The sequence below is a fragment of the Bradyrhizobium sp. MOS002 genome (genome assembly GCF_003020115.1).
In the GTDB taxonomy this organism is placed as follows: domain Bacteria; phylum Pseudomonadota; class Alphaproteobacteria; order Rhizobiales; family Xanthobacteraceae; genus Bradyrhizobium.
The window spans coordinates 181,961-200,532 of the sequence record NZ_PYFX01000006.1; the positions used below are offsets into that span (position 1 = coordinate 181,961).

Annotated in this window: 17 protein-coding genes and 1 tRNA gene; 9 read left to right on the forward strand and 9 right to left on the reverse strand. The window is 65.0% G+C overall.

Annotated features, from left to right (window positions below; translation table 11 throughout):
* Positions 1 to 7 precede the first annotated feature (7 nt).
* Both C7G41_RS20405 and C7G41_RS20410 read right to left on the reverse strand, forming a co-directional pair.
* Positions 8 to 92 (reverse strand) — tRNA-Leu (locus C7G41_RS20405).
* Between the two features lie 185 nt (positions 93 to 277).
* Complete coding sequence (locus C7G41_RS20410) at positions 278 to 520, reverse strand: FliM/FliN family flagellar motor switch protein (protein ID WP_007603171.1); 243 nt, start codon at positions 518 to 520, stop codon at positions 278 to 280.
* A gap of 93 nt (positions 521 to 613) precedes the next feature.
* On the opposite strand from C7G41_RS20410, the gene lipB reads away from it, so the two are divergent.
* Entirely contained in the window at positions 614 to 1,348 is a 735-nt protein-coding gene (gene lipB, locus C7G41_RS20415; RefSeq protein ID WP_106944227.1) for a lipoyl(octanoyl) transferase LipB, read from the forward strand.
* 197 nt (positions 1,349 to 1,545) lie between these two features.
* Positions 1,546 to 2,259, forward strand: a complete 714-nt coding sequence (locus C7G41_RS20420; protein ID WP_106944228.1) for a DNA helicase — start codon at positions 1,546 to 1,548, stop codon at positions 2,257 to 2,259.
* A gap of 58 nt (positions 2,260 to 2,317) precedes the next feature.
* Here the strand turns inward: C7G41_RS20420 and C7G41_RS20425 are convergent, their stop codons facing one another.
* Positions 2,318 to 2,740, reverse strand: a complete 423-nt coding sequence (locus tag C7G41_RS20425) for a 4-oxalocrotonate tautomerase family protein (RefSeq protein ID WP_106944229.1) — start codon at positions 2,738 to 2,740, stop codon at positions 2,318 to 2,320.
* Between the two features lie 112 nt (positions 2,741 to 2,852).
* Here C7G41_RS20425 and C7G41_RS20430 point away from each other — a divergent pair, with 112 nt between their 5' ends.
* Together C7G41_RS20430 and C7G41_RS20435 are read left to right on the forward strand one after the other, a co-directional pair.
* On the forward strand, positions 2,853 to 3,707 hold the full coding sequence (locus C7G41_RS20430) for a LysR substrate-binding domain-containing protein (protein WP_106944230.1): 855 nt from the start codon (positions 2,853 to 2,855) through the stop codon (positions 3,705 to 3,707).
* A gap of 154 nt (positions 3,708 to 3,861) precedes the next feature.
* On the forward strand, positions 3,862 to 5,382 hold the full coding sequence (locus C7G41_RS20435) for a PAS domain-containing sensor histidine kinase (protein WP_106944231.1): 1,521 nt from the start codon (positions 3,862 to 3,864) through the stop codon (positions 5,380 to 5,382).
* An 8-nt stretch (positions 5,383 to 5,390) separates the two neighbouring features.
* Here C7G41_RS20435 and C7G41_RS20440 read toward each other — a convergent pair whose 3' ends face one another.
* The 4 genes from C7G41_RS20440 to C7G41_RS20455 form a co-directional block, all read right to left on the reverse strand.
* A complete protein-coding gene (locus C7G41_RS20440; RefSeq protein ID WP_027518495.1) occupies positions 5,391 to 5,690 on the reverse strand; it encodes an acylphosphatase in 300 nt (99 codons plus the stop codon).
* On the reverse strand, positions 5,687 to 6,553 hold the full coding sequence (locus C7G41_RS20445) for an oxaloacetate decarboxylase (RefSeq protein ID WP_106944232.1): 867 nt from the start codon (positions 6,551 to 6,553) through the stop codon (positions 5,687 to 5,689). The genes C7G41_RS20440 and C7G41_RS20445 overlap by 4 nt, the downstream gene beginning before the upstream one ends.
* 163 nt (positions 6,554 to 6,716) lie before the next feature.
* Positions 6,717 to 8,732 carry an acetyl/propionyl/methylcrotonyl-CoA carboxylase subunit alpha gene (locus C7G41_RS20450; RefSeq protein ID WP_106944233.1) on the reverse strand — a complete coding sequence of 672 codons (2,016 nt, stop codon included), beginning with the start codon at positions 8,730 to 8,732 and terminating at the stop codon, positions 6,717 to 6,719.
* 174 nt (positions 8,733 to 8,906) lie between these two features.
* Positions 8,907 to 9,977 (reverse strand): putative zinc-binding metallopeptidase, encoded by a 1,071-nt coding sequence (locus C7G41_RS20455; protein WP_106944234.1) that lies wholly within the window; start codon positions 9,975 to 9,977, stop codon positions 8,907 to 8,909.
* Positions 9,978 to 10,190: 213 nt separating this feature from the next.
* Here C7G41_RS20455 and C7G41_RS20460 point away from each other — a divergent pair, with 213 nt between their 5' ends.
* The 5 genes from C7G41_RS20460 to C7G41_RS20480 all read left to right on the forward strand — a co-directional run bounded on the left by C7G41_RS20460 (position 10,191) and on the right by C7G41_RS20480 (position 16,173).
* Positions 10,191 to 12,668 (forward strand): PAS domain S-box protein, encoded by a 2,478-nt coding sequence (locus C7G41_RS20460; RefSeq protein WP_106944235.1) that lies wholly within the window; start codon positions 10,191 to 10,193, stop codon positions 12,666 to 12,668.
* 78 nt (positions 12,669 to 12,746) lie between these two features.
* On the forward strand, positions 12,747 to 13,187 hold the full coding sequence (locus tag C7G41_RS20465; protein ID WP_106944236.1) for an EamA family transporter: 441 nt from the start codon (positions 12,747 to 12,749) through the stop codon (positions 13,185 to 13,187).
* An 80-nt stretch (positions 13,188 to 13,267) separates the two neighbouring features.
* The gene (locus tag C7G41_RS20470) at positions 13,268 to 14,563 is read left to right on the forward strand and encodes an MFS transporter (protein ID WP_106944237.1); all 1,296 of its coding nucleotides are present in this window, start codon (positions 13,268 to 13,270) and stop codon (positions 14,561 to 14,563) included.
* Positions 14,564 to 14,587: 24 nt separating this feature from the next.
* A complete protein-coding gene (locus C7G41_RS20475) occupies positions 14,588 to 15,838 on the forward strand; it encodes an arsenic transporter (protein ID WP_106944238.1) in 1,251 nt (416 codons plus the stop codon).
* Between the two features lie 98 nt (positions 15,839 to 15,936).
* Positions 15,937 to 16,173 (forward strand): hypothetical protein, encoded by a 237-nt coding sequence (locus tag C7G41_RS20480; protein ID WP_106944239.1) that lies wholly within the window; start codon positions 15,937 to 15,939, stop codon positions 16,171 to 16,173.
* A 72-nt stretch (positions 16,174 to 16,245) separates the two neighbouring features.
* Here the strand turns inward: C7G41_RS20480 and C7G41_RS20485 are convergent, their stop codons facing one another.
* Complete coding sequence (locus C7G41_RS20485; RefSeq protein WP_106944240.1) at positions 16,246 to 17,610, reverse strand: MFS transporter; 1,365 nt, start codon at positions 17,608 to 17,610, stop codon at positions 16,246 to 16,248.
* 42 nt (positions 17,611 to 17,652) lie between these two features.
* Positions 17,653 to 18,420, reverse strand: coding sequence for a GntR family transcriptional regulator (locus C7G41_RS20490; RefSeq protein WP_106944241.1), 768 nt, complete (start codon positions 18,418 to 18,420; stop codon positions 17,653 to 17,655).
* Positions 18,421 to 18,572: the final 152 nt, after the last annotated feature.

An 18,572-nucleotide genomic window follows, 5' to 3' on the forward strand; every position in this document is an offset into this window, starting at 1 on the left:
TTCGCTTTGGTGCGCTCGGAGGGACTCGAACCCCCACGATTTTACTCACTGCCACCTCAAGGCAGCGCGTCTACCAATTCCGCCACGAGCGCTTTTGGGGATGCCGGCTTGAGGCTTGAAGGCCAACCGGATCAACGGCGCCGATCTAACAAATCCGTCAGAGGGGTACAAGCCTCCAAAGGCCCTGAATTCCACAAGCTTGGCAGGAAAGTTCCGGCTCCTTGCGCCGGGATCGGCCTTTTCCGCCTGCCCAGGCCGCTACTGCGTGCCCGGGCCGCTACCGCGTGCCCGGGATACGTGGAAGCATCTGCTTGACCTCGACCGCGATCCGGTTGCGGTCGACCAGCACGACGCCGGAGGCGACCGGCAGATTGTTGGCCAGAACCTTGACCTCGTCGGCCTCAGTTGCGTCCAGCTCGATGATGGCGCCGCGGGAAAGACGTAATACTTGATGGATCGGCATGGTGGTCGTCCCGAGGACGACCATGAGATCCACGGTGACTTTGTCGAGAGTAGGCACTTCAGCACCACCGCAACTTGGGACTAGGACTTGGGACTTAGACTTGGGACTTGGTATTTGCGCCTGCGATCATCACCCGGTTATGGTTAGCCAATGGTTAATTCACCCCAAAACCCCCGCCAAGAGCTCGATTTGACATCGTTTTCCGCCTCCTCCGGCGAGCCCGTGGAGTGGCGGATTTCGGACGCGCCCGTGCCCTATCCGGAGGCCGTGGCCGAAATGGAGACGCGCGTCGCAGCGATCGCGGCCGGTGAAGCCCCGGAGCTGGTCTGGCTGCTGGAGCACCCCCCGCTCTACACCTCCGGCACCTCCGGCAAGGAATCCGACCTGCTCGATGCCCGATTCCCGACCTTTGCCACCGGGCGCGGCGGCCAGCTCACCTATCACGGCCCCGGCCAGCGCGTGGCCTATGTCATGCTCGACCTCAAACGCCGCCGGCCGGATGTCCGGGCCTATGTCGCGAGCCTGGAGGAGCTGATTCTGCGGACGCTCGCCGCCTTTAACATCCGTGGCGAACGGCGCGAGGACCGGGTCGGCGTCTGGGTCAAGCGGCCCGACAAGGGACCCGAGCACGAGGACAAGATCGCGGCGATCGGCGTCCGGCTGAAGCGCTGGGTCTCGTTCCACGGCATCGCCATCAATGTGGAGCCGGAGCTGTCGCATTTCGCCGGCATCGTGCCCTGCGGCGTCGCCGATCCCCGCTACGGCGTCACCTCGCTGGTCGACCTCGGCCAGCTCGTGACGATGACCGATGTCGACGTCGCGCTCCGGCAGGCCTTCGAGCAACTGTTCGGGCCGACCCGGGCGCTGGTGCCGGAAGCCGTCTAACGCTTTCTGTAGAGCGCCCGCCTCTCTCATTTTCCGCCGACGCGGAATCGGCTACGCTTGATCCCGGTGTCGCCCACGCCTCCCCCCTCCGCCGGGAAAGTAGACGTCATGCCGGGCGAATTGATCTTCGGACCGACTGTTCGAGCGCCAGGCATAAGGAGGGGTTGCGTTTCAGCTCGCAATGGGAGGTTCTCACGATGAGACTGTCTGCACCCATCTATCATCTGAAGCGAAGAGCGAAGCGCCTGTCCCGCGAGGAAGGCATTCCGCTGCACGATGCGCTCGACCGCATCGCCACGATGGAAGGTTTTTCCGCATGGAGCATGCTCGCTGCGAAAGCTGCCGCAGCGACGCCGGCCAACAGGCTTTTCCCGCAATTCCAACCGGGTGACCTGGTGCTGGTCGGGGCGCGTCCCGGCCAGGGCAAGACCCTGATGAGCCTCGAGCTTGCCGTGGAGGCCATGCGGTCGGGCCATCGCGCCGCGTTCTTCTCGCTCGAATACACCGAGAAAGACGTTCTGGATCGCTTACGGGCGATCGGCGTAGACCCGGCGCAATTCGCAAAACTGTTCGAGGTCGATTGCTCCGACGCCATCAGTGCCGACTACGTCGTCAAGCAAATGGCCGCAGCACCGCGCGGCACGGTCGTGGTGATCGACTATCTGCAACTGCTCGATCAGCGGCGGGAAAATCCCGACCTCACCGTTCAGGTGCGCACGTTGAAATCATTCGCGCGCGACAAGGGATTGGTCGTCGTCTTCATCTCGCAGATCGACCGCTCCTATGATCCCTCGCTCAAGCCCTGCCCTGACCTGGACGATGTCAGGCTGCCGAACCCGCTCGACCTGAAGCTGTTCGACAAGACTTGTTTTCTGAACAATTCGGAAGTGCAGTTTCGCATAGCGAGCTGACGATCCCTGGCAACCGGTTCAGGCCGCGGGTGCGGTTGTTCACCCGCGGCCTCCCTCCTCACGCCTTTTCCGGCGAAACCTCGAGCTTGCCGGCGATGTAGCGCCGCTCCTGGGTCAGGCCGCCAAAGCCATAGGCGTCGCCCTTGACCTCGTCGACGTGCAGATAGGTCTCGTGATGCAGCGGGCCGAGGATCCCGGCCATGCGCTGGAACATCGCCGCAAGATAGGCCGCCTTCTCGTCCTTGGTGTTGGTGCCTTCGCTGACGTGGATATCGATCCAGTAGCTCGCGAGCTTCTGCTCTGCGAGCGACTTGCCGCCGGCGAACCAGTCGTCCGCCTCCACCGACTTCACGATGATGGCGGTGACCTCGGGATCCTTGTGCAGGATCTTTGCGGTGAGCTCGGACACGGCGCTCGCAATGTCGGCCTTCAGCGAGGGCGACTGTCGGGAGGTGGTGTAAGACACGGTGATCAGCGGCATGGTCGTTCTCCTCGGATGTGGCGCAGGTGTTGCGCGGCGTCGATGAGAAGCTAGACCGACCCTCGGTATTTTGGTATCTTATCTCTGTTGATACCAGTGATAAGATATCATAATGACAGCAACGCTCGACATTGCCACCGTCCAAGCCTTCCTGCTGGTCGCCGACCTCCAGAGCTTCACCCGCACCGCCGAAGCGCTCGGCACGACGCAGGCGGCGGTCAGTCTGAAGCTGCAACGGCTGGAAACGCTGCTCGGCAAGCGCCTCATCGAGCGCTCGCCGCGCGCGGTCCGGCTCACGGCGGATGGCGCGACGTTCCTCGAGCGCGCCCGCGCGCTGATCGCGGCACATGACCGCGCGCTGTCGGGCGAGGCCTCAGTCGCGCAGTCGCTCTCGCTCGGCATTTCCGACCATGCCGCCGGCCCGGAGCTGGTACCGCTGCTCGAACGGCTGCATGCGATGTCGTCGAACCTCACGCTCGCCGTCACCATCGGCTTCTCGCGCGAGATGCAGGAGGCCTATGATTCGGGCCAACTGGATGCGGTGATCGTCCGCCAGGAAGGCAGCCGGCGCGGCGGCGAGAGGCTGGCCGAGGACGAGTTCGGCTGGTTCGCGTCAAGACGCTTTGCCTTGCCGAAAGGCGAACAGTTGCCGCTCGCGACTCTCGCCCCGCCCTGCGGCGTCCGTGCCATCGCCGTGCGCGCGCTCGACAAGGCGGGCCTCAAATGGCGCGAGCGCTTCGTCGGCGGCGGCGTTACCGCCGTGGTGGCAGCCGCGCTCGCCGGACTTGCAATCGCGCCGCTGGCGCGGCGGATCGCGCCCCCGGGGCTGGTCGACATCGGGCCGACGCACAAGCTGCCGAAGCTCGGCAGCTCGAAGGTGATGTTACATTCGAAGGTCAGCGATCCCGCCAAGCTCGCGGCATTGCGTGCGGTAGCGGCGACGTTCCGGAGCGCGGCGGCGGTCTGACGGCGGCTGGCTTTACAGGACCGTCTCGACTGCGCTGCGAGCATCCGCAGGCTTGCATCCTGCATACGGGCTCGCAATAATGCCTAAAAAGGTTCCAAGCTTGGGGAACAATCAGCCACCTGCGGCGTTTGCCCCCGTTGAGCAGGGTCCGGGAATGGTCGAGAAGTCTAGGCAGCAGAGAGACTTGTTCGAAAGCGAACGGAGTTTCCGCCTGTTGGTTGAAGGGGTCGCGGACTACGCCCTTTACATGCTGGATCCCACCGGGATCATCACTAGCTGGAACATCGGCGGCGAGCGCATCAAGGGCTACTCGCCCGGCGAGATCCTCGGCCAGCATTTTTCCCGTTTCTACACCGAGACCGACCGCGCCAACGGCAAGCCCGCCCGTGCGCTCGGGATCGCGCGGGAGAAGGGCCGCTACGAGGAGGAAGGCTGGCGCGTCCGCAAGGACGGGACCTTCTTCTGGGCCAGCGTCGTGATCGATCCGATCTACGAGGGCGGCGAACTGGTCGGCTTCGCCAAGATCACGCGCGACATCACCGAGCGCCGCAATACCCAAATCAAGCTCGAGGCGATGCAGAAGCAGCTCGCCGAATCCCAGAAATTCGATGCGCTCGGCCAACTCACCGGCGGGGTCGCCCACGACTTCAACAACCTCCTGATGATCATCAGCGGTAGCCTCCACATGCTGAAGCGAGGGGCCGACGATGACGCCAAGCTTCAGCGCGCGATCTCGGCCATCGAGACCGCCACCAGGCGCGGCGCGGCGCTGACCAACCAGCTCCTCACCTTCGCACGGCGGCAGAGCGTCAATCCGCAGGCGATCGACTTCGCCGACCGCATCGCGGCGATCCGAGAGGTGCTCGATGCCGGCGTCGGGAGCTCCGTGCGCCTGGCTTTCGACGTCGGCGGCGACGTCTGGCCGATCAGGACCGACGTCTCCGAGCTCGAGACCGCGCTGCTCAACCTCGTCATCAATGCCCGCGACGCGATGCCCGACGGAGGTACGGTGACGATCTCAGCGCGCAATCTCGTGCTCGACGAGGCTCCCCTCGCAGGCGAATTCATCGCGATCGACGTCACCGATACCGGCCTCGGCATTCCCTCCGACGTTCTCGACAAGATTTTCGAGCCGTTCTTCACGACCAAGCCGATCGGAAAAGGCACCGGCCTCGGTCTCTCCCAGGTGCACGGCTTCGCCCATCAGGCCGGCGGCACGGTGCGGGTTGCGAGTGCGCTCGGCACGGGCACGACCTTCACCATCCTCCTGCCGCGCGGAGAGGACGCGCCCTCGCGCGAGGCGGCGGCAGAACCGGCGTTCCAAGGCAGCGGCACGGTGCTGCTGGTCGAGGACAATCCGGACGTCGCGGCCGTCAGCATCGGTCTTCTGGAGCAGCTCGGCTATCACGTGCGCCGGGTCGCGGACGCCGAAGCCGCCTTGAGCGAGATCGAGAAGAACGGCGTGGACTTCGTGTTCTCGGATATCGTCATGCCCGGCAAGATGGACGGGCTCAGCCTCGCCCATCACCTCCGCCAGATCCGTCCCGGCCTGCCGATCCTGCTCGCCACCGGCTACAGCGAAGTCGCCGCAGGCGTGCGCGGCGACTTCCCGATCCTGCGCAAGCCCTACGAGATCCACGAATTGAGCGAAGCGATAGCCAAGCTGCCGCGGTGATTCTTCAGCTACACCGTCGGCAACACCGAAAACGCCTCGCCTGCCCTGCGCAAGTTGAGCTCATCGACGTCGGCCGTCTCGCTGGTGACGCTGTCGACGCGCGAGGACGGCGGGCCGTGGCGGCACAGCGCAACCATGTCGGCGACGTGCTTCGGCGGCCCTGCGAACAGCGCTTCGACGCTGCCGTCACGGCGGTTGCGGACCCAGCCCTCGAGACCGCATGTCGTCGCCTGATGCTCGAGCCAGGCTCGGTAGCCTACGCCCTGCACGCGGCCGCGGATCATGACCTGGAGGATCGCCCGGCTCATTGTTTCAGTCCGAGGACATCGGCGCTCCGAGCCTTGACGTCGGCCTCGCGCGTGACGCGGCTGGTCAAGTCCGATGACGGGAGGCCTTTGAGATTCTTCGGCGCAGTGCCCTCGCGCAGCGCCTTCTGCGTCTCGTAGACAGCCTGCGTTGCGGCCGCGATCGGCGCGTGGCCCTGAAGCGCGATGCGCACGCGCTGGCCAGCGAGATGATCGAGCACGTTCAGTTCCTCCGGCGCGCCGCCGAGCACGATCGGCAGGCGCGTGGCGGATGCGATCGCCTCGAGCTCGGCGCGCGACTTGATGCCGGTGAAGAACAGCGCATCGACGCCGGCAGCTTCATAGGCCCTGGCGCGACGGATCGCATCCTCGATCGAGGTGATCGAGGCCGCACCGGTGCGGCCCATGATGACGAGCGAAGGATCGCCGCGGCCGTCGAGTGCCGCCTTCATCTTGCCGACGCCCTCCTCCAGCGAGATCAGCTGCGTCTTCGCTTCGCCGAAGCCAGCCGGCAGCAGCGTGTCCTCGATGGTAAGGCCGGCGGCGCCCGCCGTCTCCAGCTCCTGCACCGTGCGGCGCACGTTGAGCGCGTTGCCATAGCCGTGATCGGCATCGACCAACACCGGAAGTGCTGCCGCACGCGACATCCGCCGCATCTGCTCGGCAAGCTCGGTGAGCGTGATCAGCGTGATGTCGGGGTCGCCGAGCACCGCGAGCGATGCCACCGAGCCGCCGAACATGCCGAGCGGGAAACCGAGATCCTCCGCGATGCGGATCGAGATGGCGTCGTAGACCGAGCCGGGATGGACGCAAGTCCCGCCCGACAGGATCGATCGTAGTTTTTCGCGACGGGAACGAAAGGCCATGGTGATGTCTCGGTTAGGTCACGGAGGCCGCAGCTTACTCCGTCATTGCGAACGAAGCGAAGCAATCCAGAAATGCATCCGCAGAGGCAGACTGGATTGCTTCGTCGCGGAGCCTGTCATCGGGCCGCGCTTCGCGCGGACCCGGTGGCTCCTCGCAATGACGTTACGCAAATTCCAAAATCAGCGCATCCACCGCGAGCGTCGAACCGGCGCTGGCGTGGATCTTCTTCACCGTGCCGTCCTGCTCGGCGCGCAGCACGTTCTGCATCTTCATCGCTTCGACCACCGCGAGCGTCTCGCCGGCCTTGACCTCCTGCCCTTCGGTCACCGCGATCGAGACCACGAGGCCGGGCATCGGACAGAGCAGCTTCTTGCCGGTGTCGGCAGCCGTGGTCACCGGCATGAGCCGCGCCGAGGCAGCTTCCGCTTCGGTCCAGACATAGACCGGCACCTCGACGCCCTGATGCGCGAGGCGGATGCCGTTCGCGACCGGGCGCACCTGCACCGCGACGATGTGCCCGTCGATGGTGCCCTGCCAGACCGGATCGCCCGGCTTCCACGGCGACTGCAACAGATGCGGATTGCCAACCTTGCCGGCGGCATCGATGAAACGCACCGCGATGGCCTCGCCCTCGCGCGCGATCTCCAGCAGGATCTCCTGGCGGTCGAGCCAGACCGCACGGCGACGCTCGCGTTGCACGATGCGGCCGCCCATCTGACCCGAAATCTGCCGCTTGCGCTCGCCCAGCACGTGATCGATGGCGGCGCCGACCGCGGCAAGCCGCCGTGCGACCTCGCCTTCCGGCACGCGCACGGCAAAGCCCTTGGGGAATTCCTCGGCGATGAACCCGGTGGAGAGCCGGCCTTCGCGCCAGCGCGGATGATGCATCAGCGCCGACAGGAACGGGATGTTGTGACGGATACCGTCCACATAGAACGAGTCCAGCGCGGTGGCCTGCGCCTCGATCGCGGCCGCGCGCGAGGGCGCGTGGGTGACGAGCTTGGCGATCATCGGATCGTAATGGATCGAGATCTCGCCACCCTCCTGCACGCCGGTGTCGTTGCGCACGGTGATGCCGTCCTGGCTCGCTTCCGCCGGCGGACGGTATTTCACCAGGCGACCGATCGAGGGCAGGAAGTTGCGGAACGGGTCTTCGGCATAGAGACGCGACTCCACTGCCCAGCCCGTCAGCGTGACGTCTTTCTGCGTGATCGCGAGCTTCTCGCCCGCCGCAACGCGAAGCATCTGCTCGACGAGGTCGACGCCGGTGACGAGCTCGGTCACGGGATGCTCGACCTGGAGGCGCGTATTCATCTCCAGGAAGTAGAAGCTCTTGTCCTGCCCAGCGACGAATTCGACGGTGCCGGCAGAGTCGTAATTCACGGCCTTGGCGAGTGCGACCGCCTGCTCGCCCATCTTGCGGCGGGTGGCTTCGTCGAGCAGCGGCGACGGCGCTTCCTCGATGACCTTCTGGTTGCGGCGCTGGATCGAGCATTCGCGCTCGCCGAGATAGATCACGTTGCCGTGCTTGTCGCCCAGCAGCTGGATCTCGATGTGGCGGGGGTCGACGATGAATTTCTCGATGAAGACGCGGTCGTCGCCGAACGAGGCCTTGGCCTCGGCCTTGGCGAGGTTGAATCCCTCTGCGACCTCGGAGGTCGAATGCGCGATGCGCATGCCCTTGCCGCCGCCGCCGGCGGAGGCCTTGATCATCACGGGATAACCGATCTCGTCGGCGATCTTGACCGCGTGCGTGGCGTCCTCGATGACGCCGAGATAGCCGGGCACGGTCGAGACTTTCGCCTTCGCGGCAGCCTTCTTGGATTCGATCTTGTCGCCCATCGCCGCGATCGCACCCGGGTTGGGGCCGATGAAGACGATGCCTGCCGCCTCCAGGGCGCGCGGAAACGCCTCGCGCTCGGACAGGAAGCCGTAGCCGGGATGCACGGCCTCGGCGCCCGTCTTGCGGCAGGCCTCCACGATCTTCTCGATCACCAGATAACTCTCGGCCGCAGCCGGCGGGCCGATCAGCACGGCCTCGTCGGCCATCTCGACATGGAGGGCGTCGCGGTCGGCCTCGGAATAAACCGCGACCGTTTCAACTCCCATGCGGCGAGCGGTCTTGATGACCCGGCAGGCGATTTCGCCGCGATTGGCGATCAGAATGCGTTTGAACATGCTTTTCTTGAGTCTCGACCTTGGGCGGGACCCTTCCCTGGCCGTTGGAGCCTATGGGAGGGGCCGTGTGGCTCCCGTGGTACATCAAAATCGGCCGGAGGCAACGGTCTAAATCCGGGCTCTCTGGCGTACCAGCGCAAGACCGAAACGGGCCTGGCAGGCCCCCCGGACGGCCTACGGCTTTCCGGCCTTGCCCACGTTCCGGACCAGGCCGTGAATGAAGCCGAGCTTGTCGACCACGACCGGCGAGAGGATGAACGGATAGAGGTCGCGCATCCCCATGGCGCGGTTGACGCTGTTCATCGCGAAGGTGAAGGGCAGCCATGCGTTGACGATCGCCTCGACGTCCCTCGCCTCGTAGGAGTTGAAGCGGATGCGCGTCGTCAACTCCCCGTCGCGGTCGACCTTCGGGCGCACCTCCATGCCGAACTCGCTAGCCATCTCCAGGGTGTCGACGATGTGAAGATAGTGCGCCCAGGTTTCGGCGAAATCCTCCCAGGGATGCGTGGTCGCATAGGCCGAGACGAAGTTCTGCTGCCAGTCCGGCGGGGCGCCTTCGGCATAGTGGCGCTGCAAAGCCTGGCCGTAGTCGGCGGAATCGTCGCCGAACACGGCGCGGCATTCGTCCAGCTTGCCGCCGTCGCGCACTAGCACGTCCCAGAAATAGTGCCCGACCTCGTGGCGGAAATGCCCGAGCAGCGTCCGGTAGGGCTCGCCCATCTCCAGCCTGCGCCGCTCGCGCTCAATGTCGTCGGCCTCGGTCAGCGCGATCGTGATCAGTCCGTTGTCGTGGCCGGTCAGGACCTTCTGCCCGCTCTGCGGATCGTCGGCGAGGAAATTGAAGATCAAGCCATGTTCGGGATTGTCCTTCCGGGTCTGGAGCGGCAACTTCCAGCGGATCAGGGAATAGAACAGCCGGTGCTTCGCCATCTCCAGCTCGCGCCAGCCGGCGAGTTGCGCCGGGTCCGACAGGTCCGGCACGACGCCGTTATGGCGGCAGGCGCGGCAATAGCCGGTGGTATCACCTGCATCCGTCAGCCAGTTGCAGGAATCATGGTCGGCATTGCGGCATAGCATGCGTCCGCTGCCCTTGTCGGCGAGCGTGGCCCAGCCCTCGCCGTCGGGCTCGATCGCGGACATCGTCTCCCTTTCGGGCAGGAAGGCGACCCGATGGCCGCAGCGTTCACAGGCGCGGTTCTCGAAATAGAGGACGTTGCCGCAGGCCTGGCAGACAAAAAGCTTCAAGATTTAGCCTCTTCGGAAAGGGCGTTTTTGTAATGAAAGTTGCGGCCCCCCGCAAATACGCGCGCGGAGGCCTCATCGTTCCAAGGTCCGGAACAAATAGCCAGACCCGACGTTCGTTGATACCACCACACTGCATTCGGCGACGTCTTTCTTTCCATATACCCTTTGGGCAATGGCCATCGCGCTTGGTCTGTGTGAATATCCGTCCGCCACGTGCGCTCTCGCATCACACCGGCCAACGCCTTGAACGATCCTTCGCCCGAGACCATCGCCGCCGAAAGGCTGCGCCAGCACCTGGAAGACGTCGCGCGCGAGCGCGACAACGCCTATCGCGCGCTCCAGGAGCGCGAAGCCGAGCTCGCGCGCATCCAGCGCATCGGCAAGGTCGGCGGTCTCGAAGTCGACTTCCGCGAAGGCTTCAAGAACCGCCGTTCGCCGGAATATCTGATGCTCCACGGCCTGCCGCCGGAAGCCGCCAACGAGTCGCACGAGGACTGGATCAATCGCATTCATCCCGACGACCGCGATGTCACGGTGAAGCACTTCATCGATGCGCTGTCCGGCAGCAGCGAGGACTACACCGCCGAATACCGCATCATCCGCCCCAGCGACCGCGAGATCCGCTGGATCCGCGTCGTCGCCAAGATCGAGCGCGACGGTGGCGGCCGCGCCCTCCGCCTCGTCGGCGCCCATATCGACGTCACCGACCAGATGCTGGTGCGCGAGACCCTGCGCGAGAGCGAGGAGCGCTTCCGCCTGATCGCCGACAGCGCGCCGGTGCCGATCTGGGTTACCAAACTCGACCGCACACGGTCCTTCGCCAACCAGGCCTATGTCGATTTCGTCGGTCTGCCCTATGACCAGGCCATTACCTTCGACTGGCGCAAGGTGCTGCATCCGGACGACCTGCCGCATGTGCTGCAGCAATCCGTTCAGGGTGAAGCATCGCTCAAACCGTTCGTGCTGGAAGCCCGCTACCAGAACGCCGCCGGCGAATGGCGCTGGCTGCGTTCGGAATCGCAGCCGCGCTGGGACCCCACCGGCAGGCATATCGGCTTCATCGGCGTTGCCCATGACATCACGGTGGCCAAGCAGGCCGAGATCGAGCTCCGGCAGCTCAACGAGACGCTGGAAGAACGCATCGTCGAGCGCACCGCCGAGCTCGAATCCAACGAGGCGCGGCTGCGCGCGATCCTGGAGACCAGCAACCAGTATCAGGGCCTCGTCAATCTCAGGGGCGAGCTGCTTTACGCCAACACGACCGTGCTCGACGCCATCAAGGCGAGCCCCGCGGACGTGATTGGAAAGCCGTTGTGGCAGACGCCCTGGTTCAGCACGACGGAGGGCATGAGCGCGCGGGTGCGCGAGGCCTTCGACACCGTGCTCAAAGGCGAAGCCGTGCGGCTGGAGATGCGCCTGCGCCTTCCCATCGGCGAGCGCGATTTCGAGTTCGGCATGCGCCCGGTGCTCGACCGCCACGGCAACATCACCGGCGCGGTGCCCGAGGCGGTGGACATCACCGAGCGCCGCCGCGGCGAGGAAGCGTTGCGGCAATCGCAGAAGATGGAGGCGATCGGCCAGCTCACCGGCGGCGTCGCGCACGATTTCAACAATCTGCTCACCATCATCCGCTCGGCCACCGATTTCCTGCGCCGCCGCGAGCTGCCGGAGGAGCGCCGCCGCCGCTATGTCGACGCCATCTCCGACACCGTCGAGCGTGCCTCCAAGCTGACCGCCCAGCTGCTGGCGTTTGCGCGCCGGCAGCCGCTGAAACCGCAGATCTTCAACGTCGGCAGCCAGGTTGAAGGCGTGGCCCAACTGGTCCGGCCGCTGGTCGGTGGCCGCATCGAAATCGCGGTGGAGGTTCACGATGGCGACTGCTTCACGGTCGCCGATATCGCGCAATTCGAGACCGCGCTGATCAACCTCGCCATCAACGCCCGCGACGCCATGGACGGCGAAGGCCGCCTCACCATTGCGGTCCGGAAAGTACAGGGCATCCCTGACCTGCGCGCGCAACCGGCGCGCGGCGGCGACTATGTCGCGATCTCAGTCGCCGACACCGGCAGCGGCATTGCGCCGGAAAACATCGAGGCCATCTTCGAGCCGTTCTTCACCACCAAGGAGGTCGGCAAGGGCACCGGCCTCGGCCTGAGCCAGGCCTTCGGATTCGCAAAGCAGTCGGAGGGCGACATCGCCGTGACGAGCACGCTTGGTGAAGGCGCGATCTTCACCATCTATCTGCCGCGGGCGCAAAGCCCCGCGACGGATCAGGAAGCCGCGGCGCTGACCTATGAGGCCGCGGCCACCGGGCGCGGCTATCGCGTGCTCGTGGTGGAAGACGACGACGAGGTCGGCCGCTTCTCCACGGAGCTGCTCGAAGACCTCGGCTATGTCGTCCGCCGCGTCGCCAACGCCATTGCGGCGCTCGCCATCCTCGGCGAGAACGAGTTCGCCGTCGACCTCGTCTTCTCCGACGTCATCATGCCCGGCATGAACGGCGTTGAGCTCGCCGGCATCATCCGCGAACGCTATCCGGGCCTGCCCGTCGTGCTCACCTCTGGTTACAGCAACGTTCTCGCCGAGAACGCCGATCGCGGTTTCGAGCTGATCCAGAAGCCGTATTCGGTGGAATTGCTGTCGCGCATCTTGCGCAAGGCGATCACGGCAAAGCCGTCGGTGACGCGGTGAGCTTCTTGTCGTGCCGACGACGGCTGAGGACTTGGCAAGCTGCGATCCGCACAACGGCCCAACGAAAGTAAGACACTCATGAAACCCGCCCTCCTCTCCGCCTGGCAGATTTGGGCGCTGCTCTCGGCCTGCTTTGCGGCGCTGACTGCGATCTTCGCCAAGATCGGTGTCGAGAACATCAATCCGGATCTGGCGACGTTCATCCGCACCGTCGTGGTACTGCTTGCCTTCTCGGTGCTGCTGGTCTTCACAGGGCAATTCGCCGTGCCGTCAGAGGTTTCGTCCAAGACCTGGCTGTTCCTGGTGCTGTCGGGGCTTGCGACCGGTGCGTCATGGCTATGTTATTTTCGCGCGCTGAAGCTCGGCCCCGCCACGCTGGTGGCGCCGATCGACAAGCTCAGCGTCGTGCTCGTGGCCCTGTTCGCATTCGCCTTTCTCGGCGAGCGGCCCACGGCCCAAGGCTGGCTCGGCATCACCATGATCGGCGCCGGCGCGGTGCTGCTGGCGGTCAAGTTTTGAGGAGTCGTCCGATCACCGGAACCAGGTCGGCATCACAATGGTTGCTGCCGGGGCCAATTTGAGCCTCGATTGAGGGACCGATGTCGAGCCAGAACCGCGATCAAGGCCCCGATCAGGCAAGGCGTGCCGGCCGCGCGCTGGATGCGGCGAATTTTTTCCTCGCCGACGTCCGCGACGGGCTCGGCCCCTATCTTGCCGTCTATCTCCTCACCGAGCAGCAATGGGACGAGGCGCGCATCGGCCTCGTCATGTCGATCGCGACCATCGCCGGCATCGTGGCGCAGACGCCGGCCGGAGCGCTGGTCGATGCGACGCGGTCCAAGCGGCTGGTGATGGTGATCGCCGCCATCATGGTGACGTTCGCCTCGCTGTCGCTGCCGCTGTTTCCAGGCTTCCTGGCAGTTGCAATCTCGCAAGGCGTCGCGCAGGCCGCCGCCGTTGTGTTTCCGCCGGCGATCGCCGCGGTCTCGCTCGGCATCTTCGGCCATGACGCCTTCACCCGGCGGATCGGCCGCAACGAGACATTCAATCACGCGGGCAACGCGGTCGCAGCCGGGCTCGCGGGTCTCTCCGCCTATTGGTTCGGCCCGACCGTCGTGTTCTACCTTCTCGGCGCCATGGCGATCGCGAGCCTCGTCAGCATCCTTGCGATCCCCGCCCGCGCCATCGATGACGATCTTGCCCGCGGGCTCGACGACGCCGATGCGGACGAGCAGCCCGAACGTGCCTCCTCTCTCAGCGTACTCCTGACCTGCCGTCCTCTGCTGGTGTTTGCGATCTGCGTCCTGCTCTTTCATCTCTCTAACGCCGCGATGCTGCCGCTGGTCGGCCAAAAGCTCGCCTTGCAAGACAAGAACATGGGCACCAGCCTGATGTCCGCCTGCATCGTCGCGGCGCAATTGGTGATGGTGCCGTTCGCGATGCTGGTCGGCGCGAAGGCCGACCACTGGGGCCACAAGCGCTTCTTCCTCGCCGCGCTCCTGATCCTGCCGCTTCGGGGGGCGCTCTATACGCTTTCGGACAATCCGTTCTGGCTGGTCGGCGTGCAGCTTCTCGACGGCGTCGGCGCCGGCATTTTTGGCGCGATCTTCCCCGTCATCATCGCCGACCTCATGCGCAACACCGGCCGCTTCAACGTCGCGCAAGGCGCCGTCATCACCGCCCAGAGCATCGGGGCGGCGCTGTCGACGACGCTCGCCGGCTTTGTCGTCGTTGGCGCGGGTTACAGTGCGGCCTTCATCGCGCTCGGTGCGGTGGCTGCAATCGGCGCCGCCGTCTGTTTTGTCGCGCTGCCCGAGACGCGGCAAATCGCAGATGGCGGTCCGCGCCCCCGGGGGAAGACAGCGGCGGCGGCTTCCGCTATCGCTGCCGAATGAACCGACACATCTCAAGGATCGCCCGTGCCGTCTGACGCCATCCTGGCCTGGAGCATCATCGTCGCCGCGACCGCAGGCGTCATCATACGGCCCTTTCGCCTCCCGGAGGCGATCTGGGCCGTCATCGGCGCCGGCGCGCTGGTGCTGCTCGGCTTGCTGCCGTGGCGGGATGCGCTCATGGGCATCGAGAAAGGCGTCGATGTCTATCTTTTCCTGATCGGCATGATGCTGATCGCCGAGATGGCGCGGCTCGAAGGCCTGTTCGACTATCTCGCAGCGCTCGCCGTGGAATATGCCGGCGGCTCGCCGCAGCGGCTGTTCCTGCTGATCTACATCGTGGGCACGCTCGTCACCGTCCTGCTCTCGAACGACGCCACCGCGATCGTGCTGACGCCCGCCGTCTATGCCGCGACGCGCGCGGCCGGCGCCAAGCCGCTGCCTTATCTGTTCGTCTGCGCCTTCATCGCCAACGCCGCAAGCTTCGTGCTGCCGATCTCCAACCCGGCCAATCTCGTCGTGTTCGGGGCGCACATGCCTGAGCTCACCGAATGGCTGCGCCTGTTCGCCCTGCCCTCGGCGGCCTCGATCCTGCTGACCTATGTCGTGCTGCGCCTGACCCAGCACCGCACCCTGAAGGAAGAGACGATCGCGCGCAGCGTGCCGCATCCAAAGCTCGGCCGCGGCGGCAAGCTGACGGCCATCGGCATCGTGGCGATCGGCGTCGTGCTGGTCACGGCCTCCGCGCTGGACAAGCAATTGGGTCTGCCAACTTTCATCTGCGGCGTGGCGACAGCCGCAATCGTGCTGCTGCTCAGCCGGCAATCGCCGCTACCCGTATTGCGCGGCGTCTCCTGGAGCGTGCTGCCGCTGGTCGGCGGGCTGTTCGTGATGGTGGAAGCGCTGATCAAGACCGGCGTGATCGGGCAGCTCAGCGCGCTGCTGCATGAAGCTGTCGGACAATCCGTGACGAAGGCGGCCTGGAGCGTCGGCATCGCCACCGCGATCGCCGACAACATCGCCAACAATCTTCCCGTCGGCCTCGTTGCAGGCTCGGTCGCCGCCAGCGATCATCTGCCCGCGCCGGTCGTGAGCGCCATCCTGATCGGCGTCGATCTCGGGCCCAATCTGTCGGTGACCGGTTCGCTCGCGACCATCCTGTGGCTGGTGGCGCTGCGGCGGGAGAAGATCGAAGTCGGCGCCTGGCCGTTCCTGAAGCTCGGACTGCTGGTGACGCCGCCCGCCCTGATCGCGGCGCTTGCGGCGGCGATCCGGTAATCGCGCGCAGTTTGCGGCGCATCAATGTCGCCGCTGACGCCCTGCCTAGACTGCACCTTGTCGCGCGGCCTGATACCGCGCGGCAAGGAAGGTTCATCATGCAGATCCAGTCGAAGGCATTGCCGCAGAGCTTCTCCCTGCGCCGTACGTTTCAAGGCTTCACCACAGCGGACCAGGGCCGGGGCGAAACATCCCACCCGCTATTGGTCTTTTCGGTCGTGGTGCTGCTGACCCTGTTCGCGATCGTGGAGGTCGACCTGCACAGCGCACAGCTTCAGGCGATCGGCCTGCTCAGCCATGGCGCCGGGATCGATTCCATCTTCCTGAGCCCGTAGCCGTTCGCGCGGGCGCGTCCACGGGAAAAGCCCGATCGCGGCCATCGCGGGCCGCGACCGGGTCACGCATCGTCAGTCGTTCTCGTAGCCGTAGACTTCCGGCAGGATGAAGATCGCGGCGAGCAGCCCGATCAGCGGGAAGATCGCGACCATCAGCGTGGCATTCGCCTGCCCGATCGCAGCGAACACCGTCGGGAACAGGAAGATCGCCAGGAACGACGGCAGCTTCACGAACATGTAGGCGAAGCCGCTGGCGGTGCCGCGATATTTCGGCTTGGCGACCATGGTCGGGATCGTCATGCAGTTCGAGGCGTCCCAATAATGGCCCCACAGCATCGCGGCCGCCGCGAACGGCAGCAGGATCTTGTTGTCGGTGTAGAGCGCGAAAGCCGCGACCAGCAGCGAGACGAACACGATCGAGAAGCCCGCGATCGAGATGCCGCGGTGGCCGATCTTCGGCGTCAGCAGCGGACCGACCCAGCCCGACACGGCGGCGAAGGAGAACAGCGCCATCGTCACCAGATTGATGCCGAGAATGCTGGACACACCGACCATGACGAACAGCACCGGCAGGTAGAACGCGAAGGTCGAGAACTCGCTGGCTTGCACGAAGCAGGCGATCCAACCGTAGATCGTGGCGCGCCAACGGATCGGATCCTTCCTGAGATCGGCGATGAAGGCGCTGGTAGAGACTTTCGGCACGACCACGTCCTGGTCCGGCAACATGGCGAGATCGTCGTTGAACATCTCGCGCGCGACCTTCTTGGCCTCGCGGTAACGTCCCTTCTGAACCAGCCACACCGCCGTCTCCGGCACGTCGTGACGCATGATCAGGATGATCAGCGCCGGCAGCGCGCCGAGGCCAAGCGTCACGCGCCACAGCGTCTCGTGATTGATGTCGAGCAGCAGGAAGATCACGATGACGCCGATCGTGAGCACTTCACCGACGGCGAACATGAACTGCCAGCGGTTGCCCATGACCTCACGCTCACCCTTGGCCATGGATTCCATGATGTAGGTGTAGCCGGTCGAGATGTCCGAACCGAGCGGAATGCCGAGCAGGAAGCGGATCACGATCAGCCAGGTCACGTTGGGCACGAAGGCCTGCGCCAGCGCCAGCACGATGAACATCACCATCGTGACCAGGAACATCACGCGGCGGCCGATCTTGTCGGACAGCCAGCCACCGAGCAGCGCACCGACGAGGGCGCCGCCCTGCGTGCCCGCCGCGGCAAGGCCCAGCATCAGCGGATCGGGATTAAACTGCTCCTTGATGAAGATCAGCACGAAAGCGATCGAATAGAGGTCCCAGGCCTCCACCAGGATCGAGGCCATCATCAGCCAGCCGACCTTGTTACCCTTGGGACTGTAGTTCGTGATGAGGTAGCGGACCGCAGCTTCGCTCGCGGTTGGTTGTGGCATCGCCATCGTCGACATGTCTGGTCCTCTCTTCAAAACTCTTTGCGCGCCAGGTACTTTTTAAGCGCCAAGCAGCGGCTCGATGCTGCAATCGAGCAGGCGCGGGTCGATCCCCGCCTCCATGCCCGTGAACATCTCATCCATGTAGTCGATCAGTGCATCGCTCGCCTTCACGGCGTCCTCGACATGACGGCCGGCGACCGCAATGAGAATGGCGAGGTGGCGATCGATCGTGCCTGACAGCTCGGCCTGTCCCGGCATGAAGCGGTGGTGGATGTAGCCGATGCGGCGGTACAGCGTGTGCAACGGCCGCAGCGTGTGCACCAGGAAGGGCTCGCCGGCTGCTTCCAGCACCAGCGCGTCGATGCGGCGGTCGATGCTGTTGAATTCGTCGAGGGTCAGGGTGGCGCGGCGTTCGCGCAACAGGCGCTCGATGTGCAGCGCCTGATTGCGATGCGAGAGGCTGGCGCGATCGGCCGCGAGCCGGACGACGAAGCGCTCCATGTCGCGGCGCAAGGCCAGCAGCATGCGCTCACGCGCGAGATCGATCGGCGCAATGTGCAGGCCGTGGCGCGGACGGATGATGATGAGGGTATCGGCGGAGAGACGATTGACGGCGTGATGAACCGGCGTGCGGCCGAAGCCGGTGATGTGCTGCAATTCAAGCATCGTCATGAATTGTCCGGGCTTGAGCTCGCAATGGACGAGCAGCTCTTCGATCTTCTGGTAGGCGAGCTCGAAGAAGTTGAGACGGTTGCGTCGGGAGGGCTTGCCCTCGCCATCGTCCTCGTTTCTCACCACCTCGAGCGCGCGCTTGCGCTTTGCCATGTCGTTCTCTCCCGTCGGCCCGCGCTCTCGTTGCTGAATGGCGCCCTATTTGTCGCAGCCTTAAAACATGTTGTGATATATTACAAGCAGAGGTAAGACTTCCGCGCGATCTGCAACATGTTGCAGTGCGAAATGAGACGACGGGCGCGAGG

Coding starts and splice junctions, on each gene's coding strand:
- C7G41_RS20450 (WP_106944233.1), bottom strand. CDS start 8,732: ATGTTCAAACGCATTCTGATCGCCAATCGCGGCGAAATCGCCTGCCGG.
- C7G41_RS20430 (WP_106944230.1), top strand. CDS start 2,853: ATGACAGCAACGCTCGACATTGCCACCGTCCAAGCCTTCCTGCTGGTC.
- C7G41_RS20420 (WP_106944228.1), top strand. CDS start 1,546: ATGAGACTGTCTGCACCCATCTATCATCTGAAGCGAAGAGCGAAGCGC.
- C7G41_RS20425 (WP_106944229.1), bottom strand. CDS start 2,740: ATGCCGCTGATCACCGTGTCTTACACCACCTCCCGACAGTCGCCCTCG.
- C7G41_RS20485 (WP_106944240.1), bottom strand. CDS start 17,610: ATGTCGACGATGGCGATGCCACAACCAACCGCGAGCGAAGCTGCGGTC.
- C7G41_RS20480 (WP_106944239.1), top strand. CDS start 15,937: ATGCAGATCCAGTCGAAGGCATTGCCGCAGAGCTTCTCCCTGCGCCGT.
- lipB (WP_106944227.1), top strand. CDS start 614: ATGGTTAATTCACCCCAAAACCCCCGCCAAGAGCTCGATTTGACATCG.
- C7G41_RS20490 (WP_106944241.1), bottom strand. CDS start 18,420: ATGGCAAAGCGCAAGCGCGCGCTCGAGGTGGTGAGAAACGAGGACGAT.
- C7G41_RS20440 (WP_027518495.1), bottom strand. CDS start 5,690: ATGAGCCGGGCGATCCTCCAGGTCATGATCCGCGGCCGCGTGCAGGGC.
- C7G41_RS20445 (WP_106944232.1), bottom strand. CDS start 6,553: ATGGCCTTTCGTTCCCGTCGCGAAAAACTACGATCGATCCTGTCGGGC.
- C7G41_RS20470 (WP_106944237.1), top strand. CDS start 13,268: ATGTCGAGCCAGAACCGCGATCAAGGCCCCGATCAGGCAAGGCGTGCC.
- C7G41_RS20465 (WP_106944236.1), top strand. CDS start 12,747: ATGAAACCCGCCCTCCTCTCCGCCTGGCAGATTTGGGCGCTGCTCTCG.
- C7G41_RS20435 (WP_106944231.1), top strand. CDS start 3,862: ATGGTCGAGAAGTCTAGGCAGCAGAGAGACTTGTTCGAAAGCGAACGG.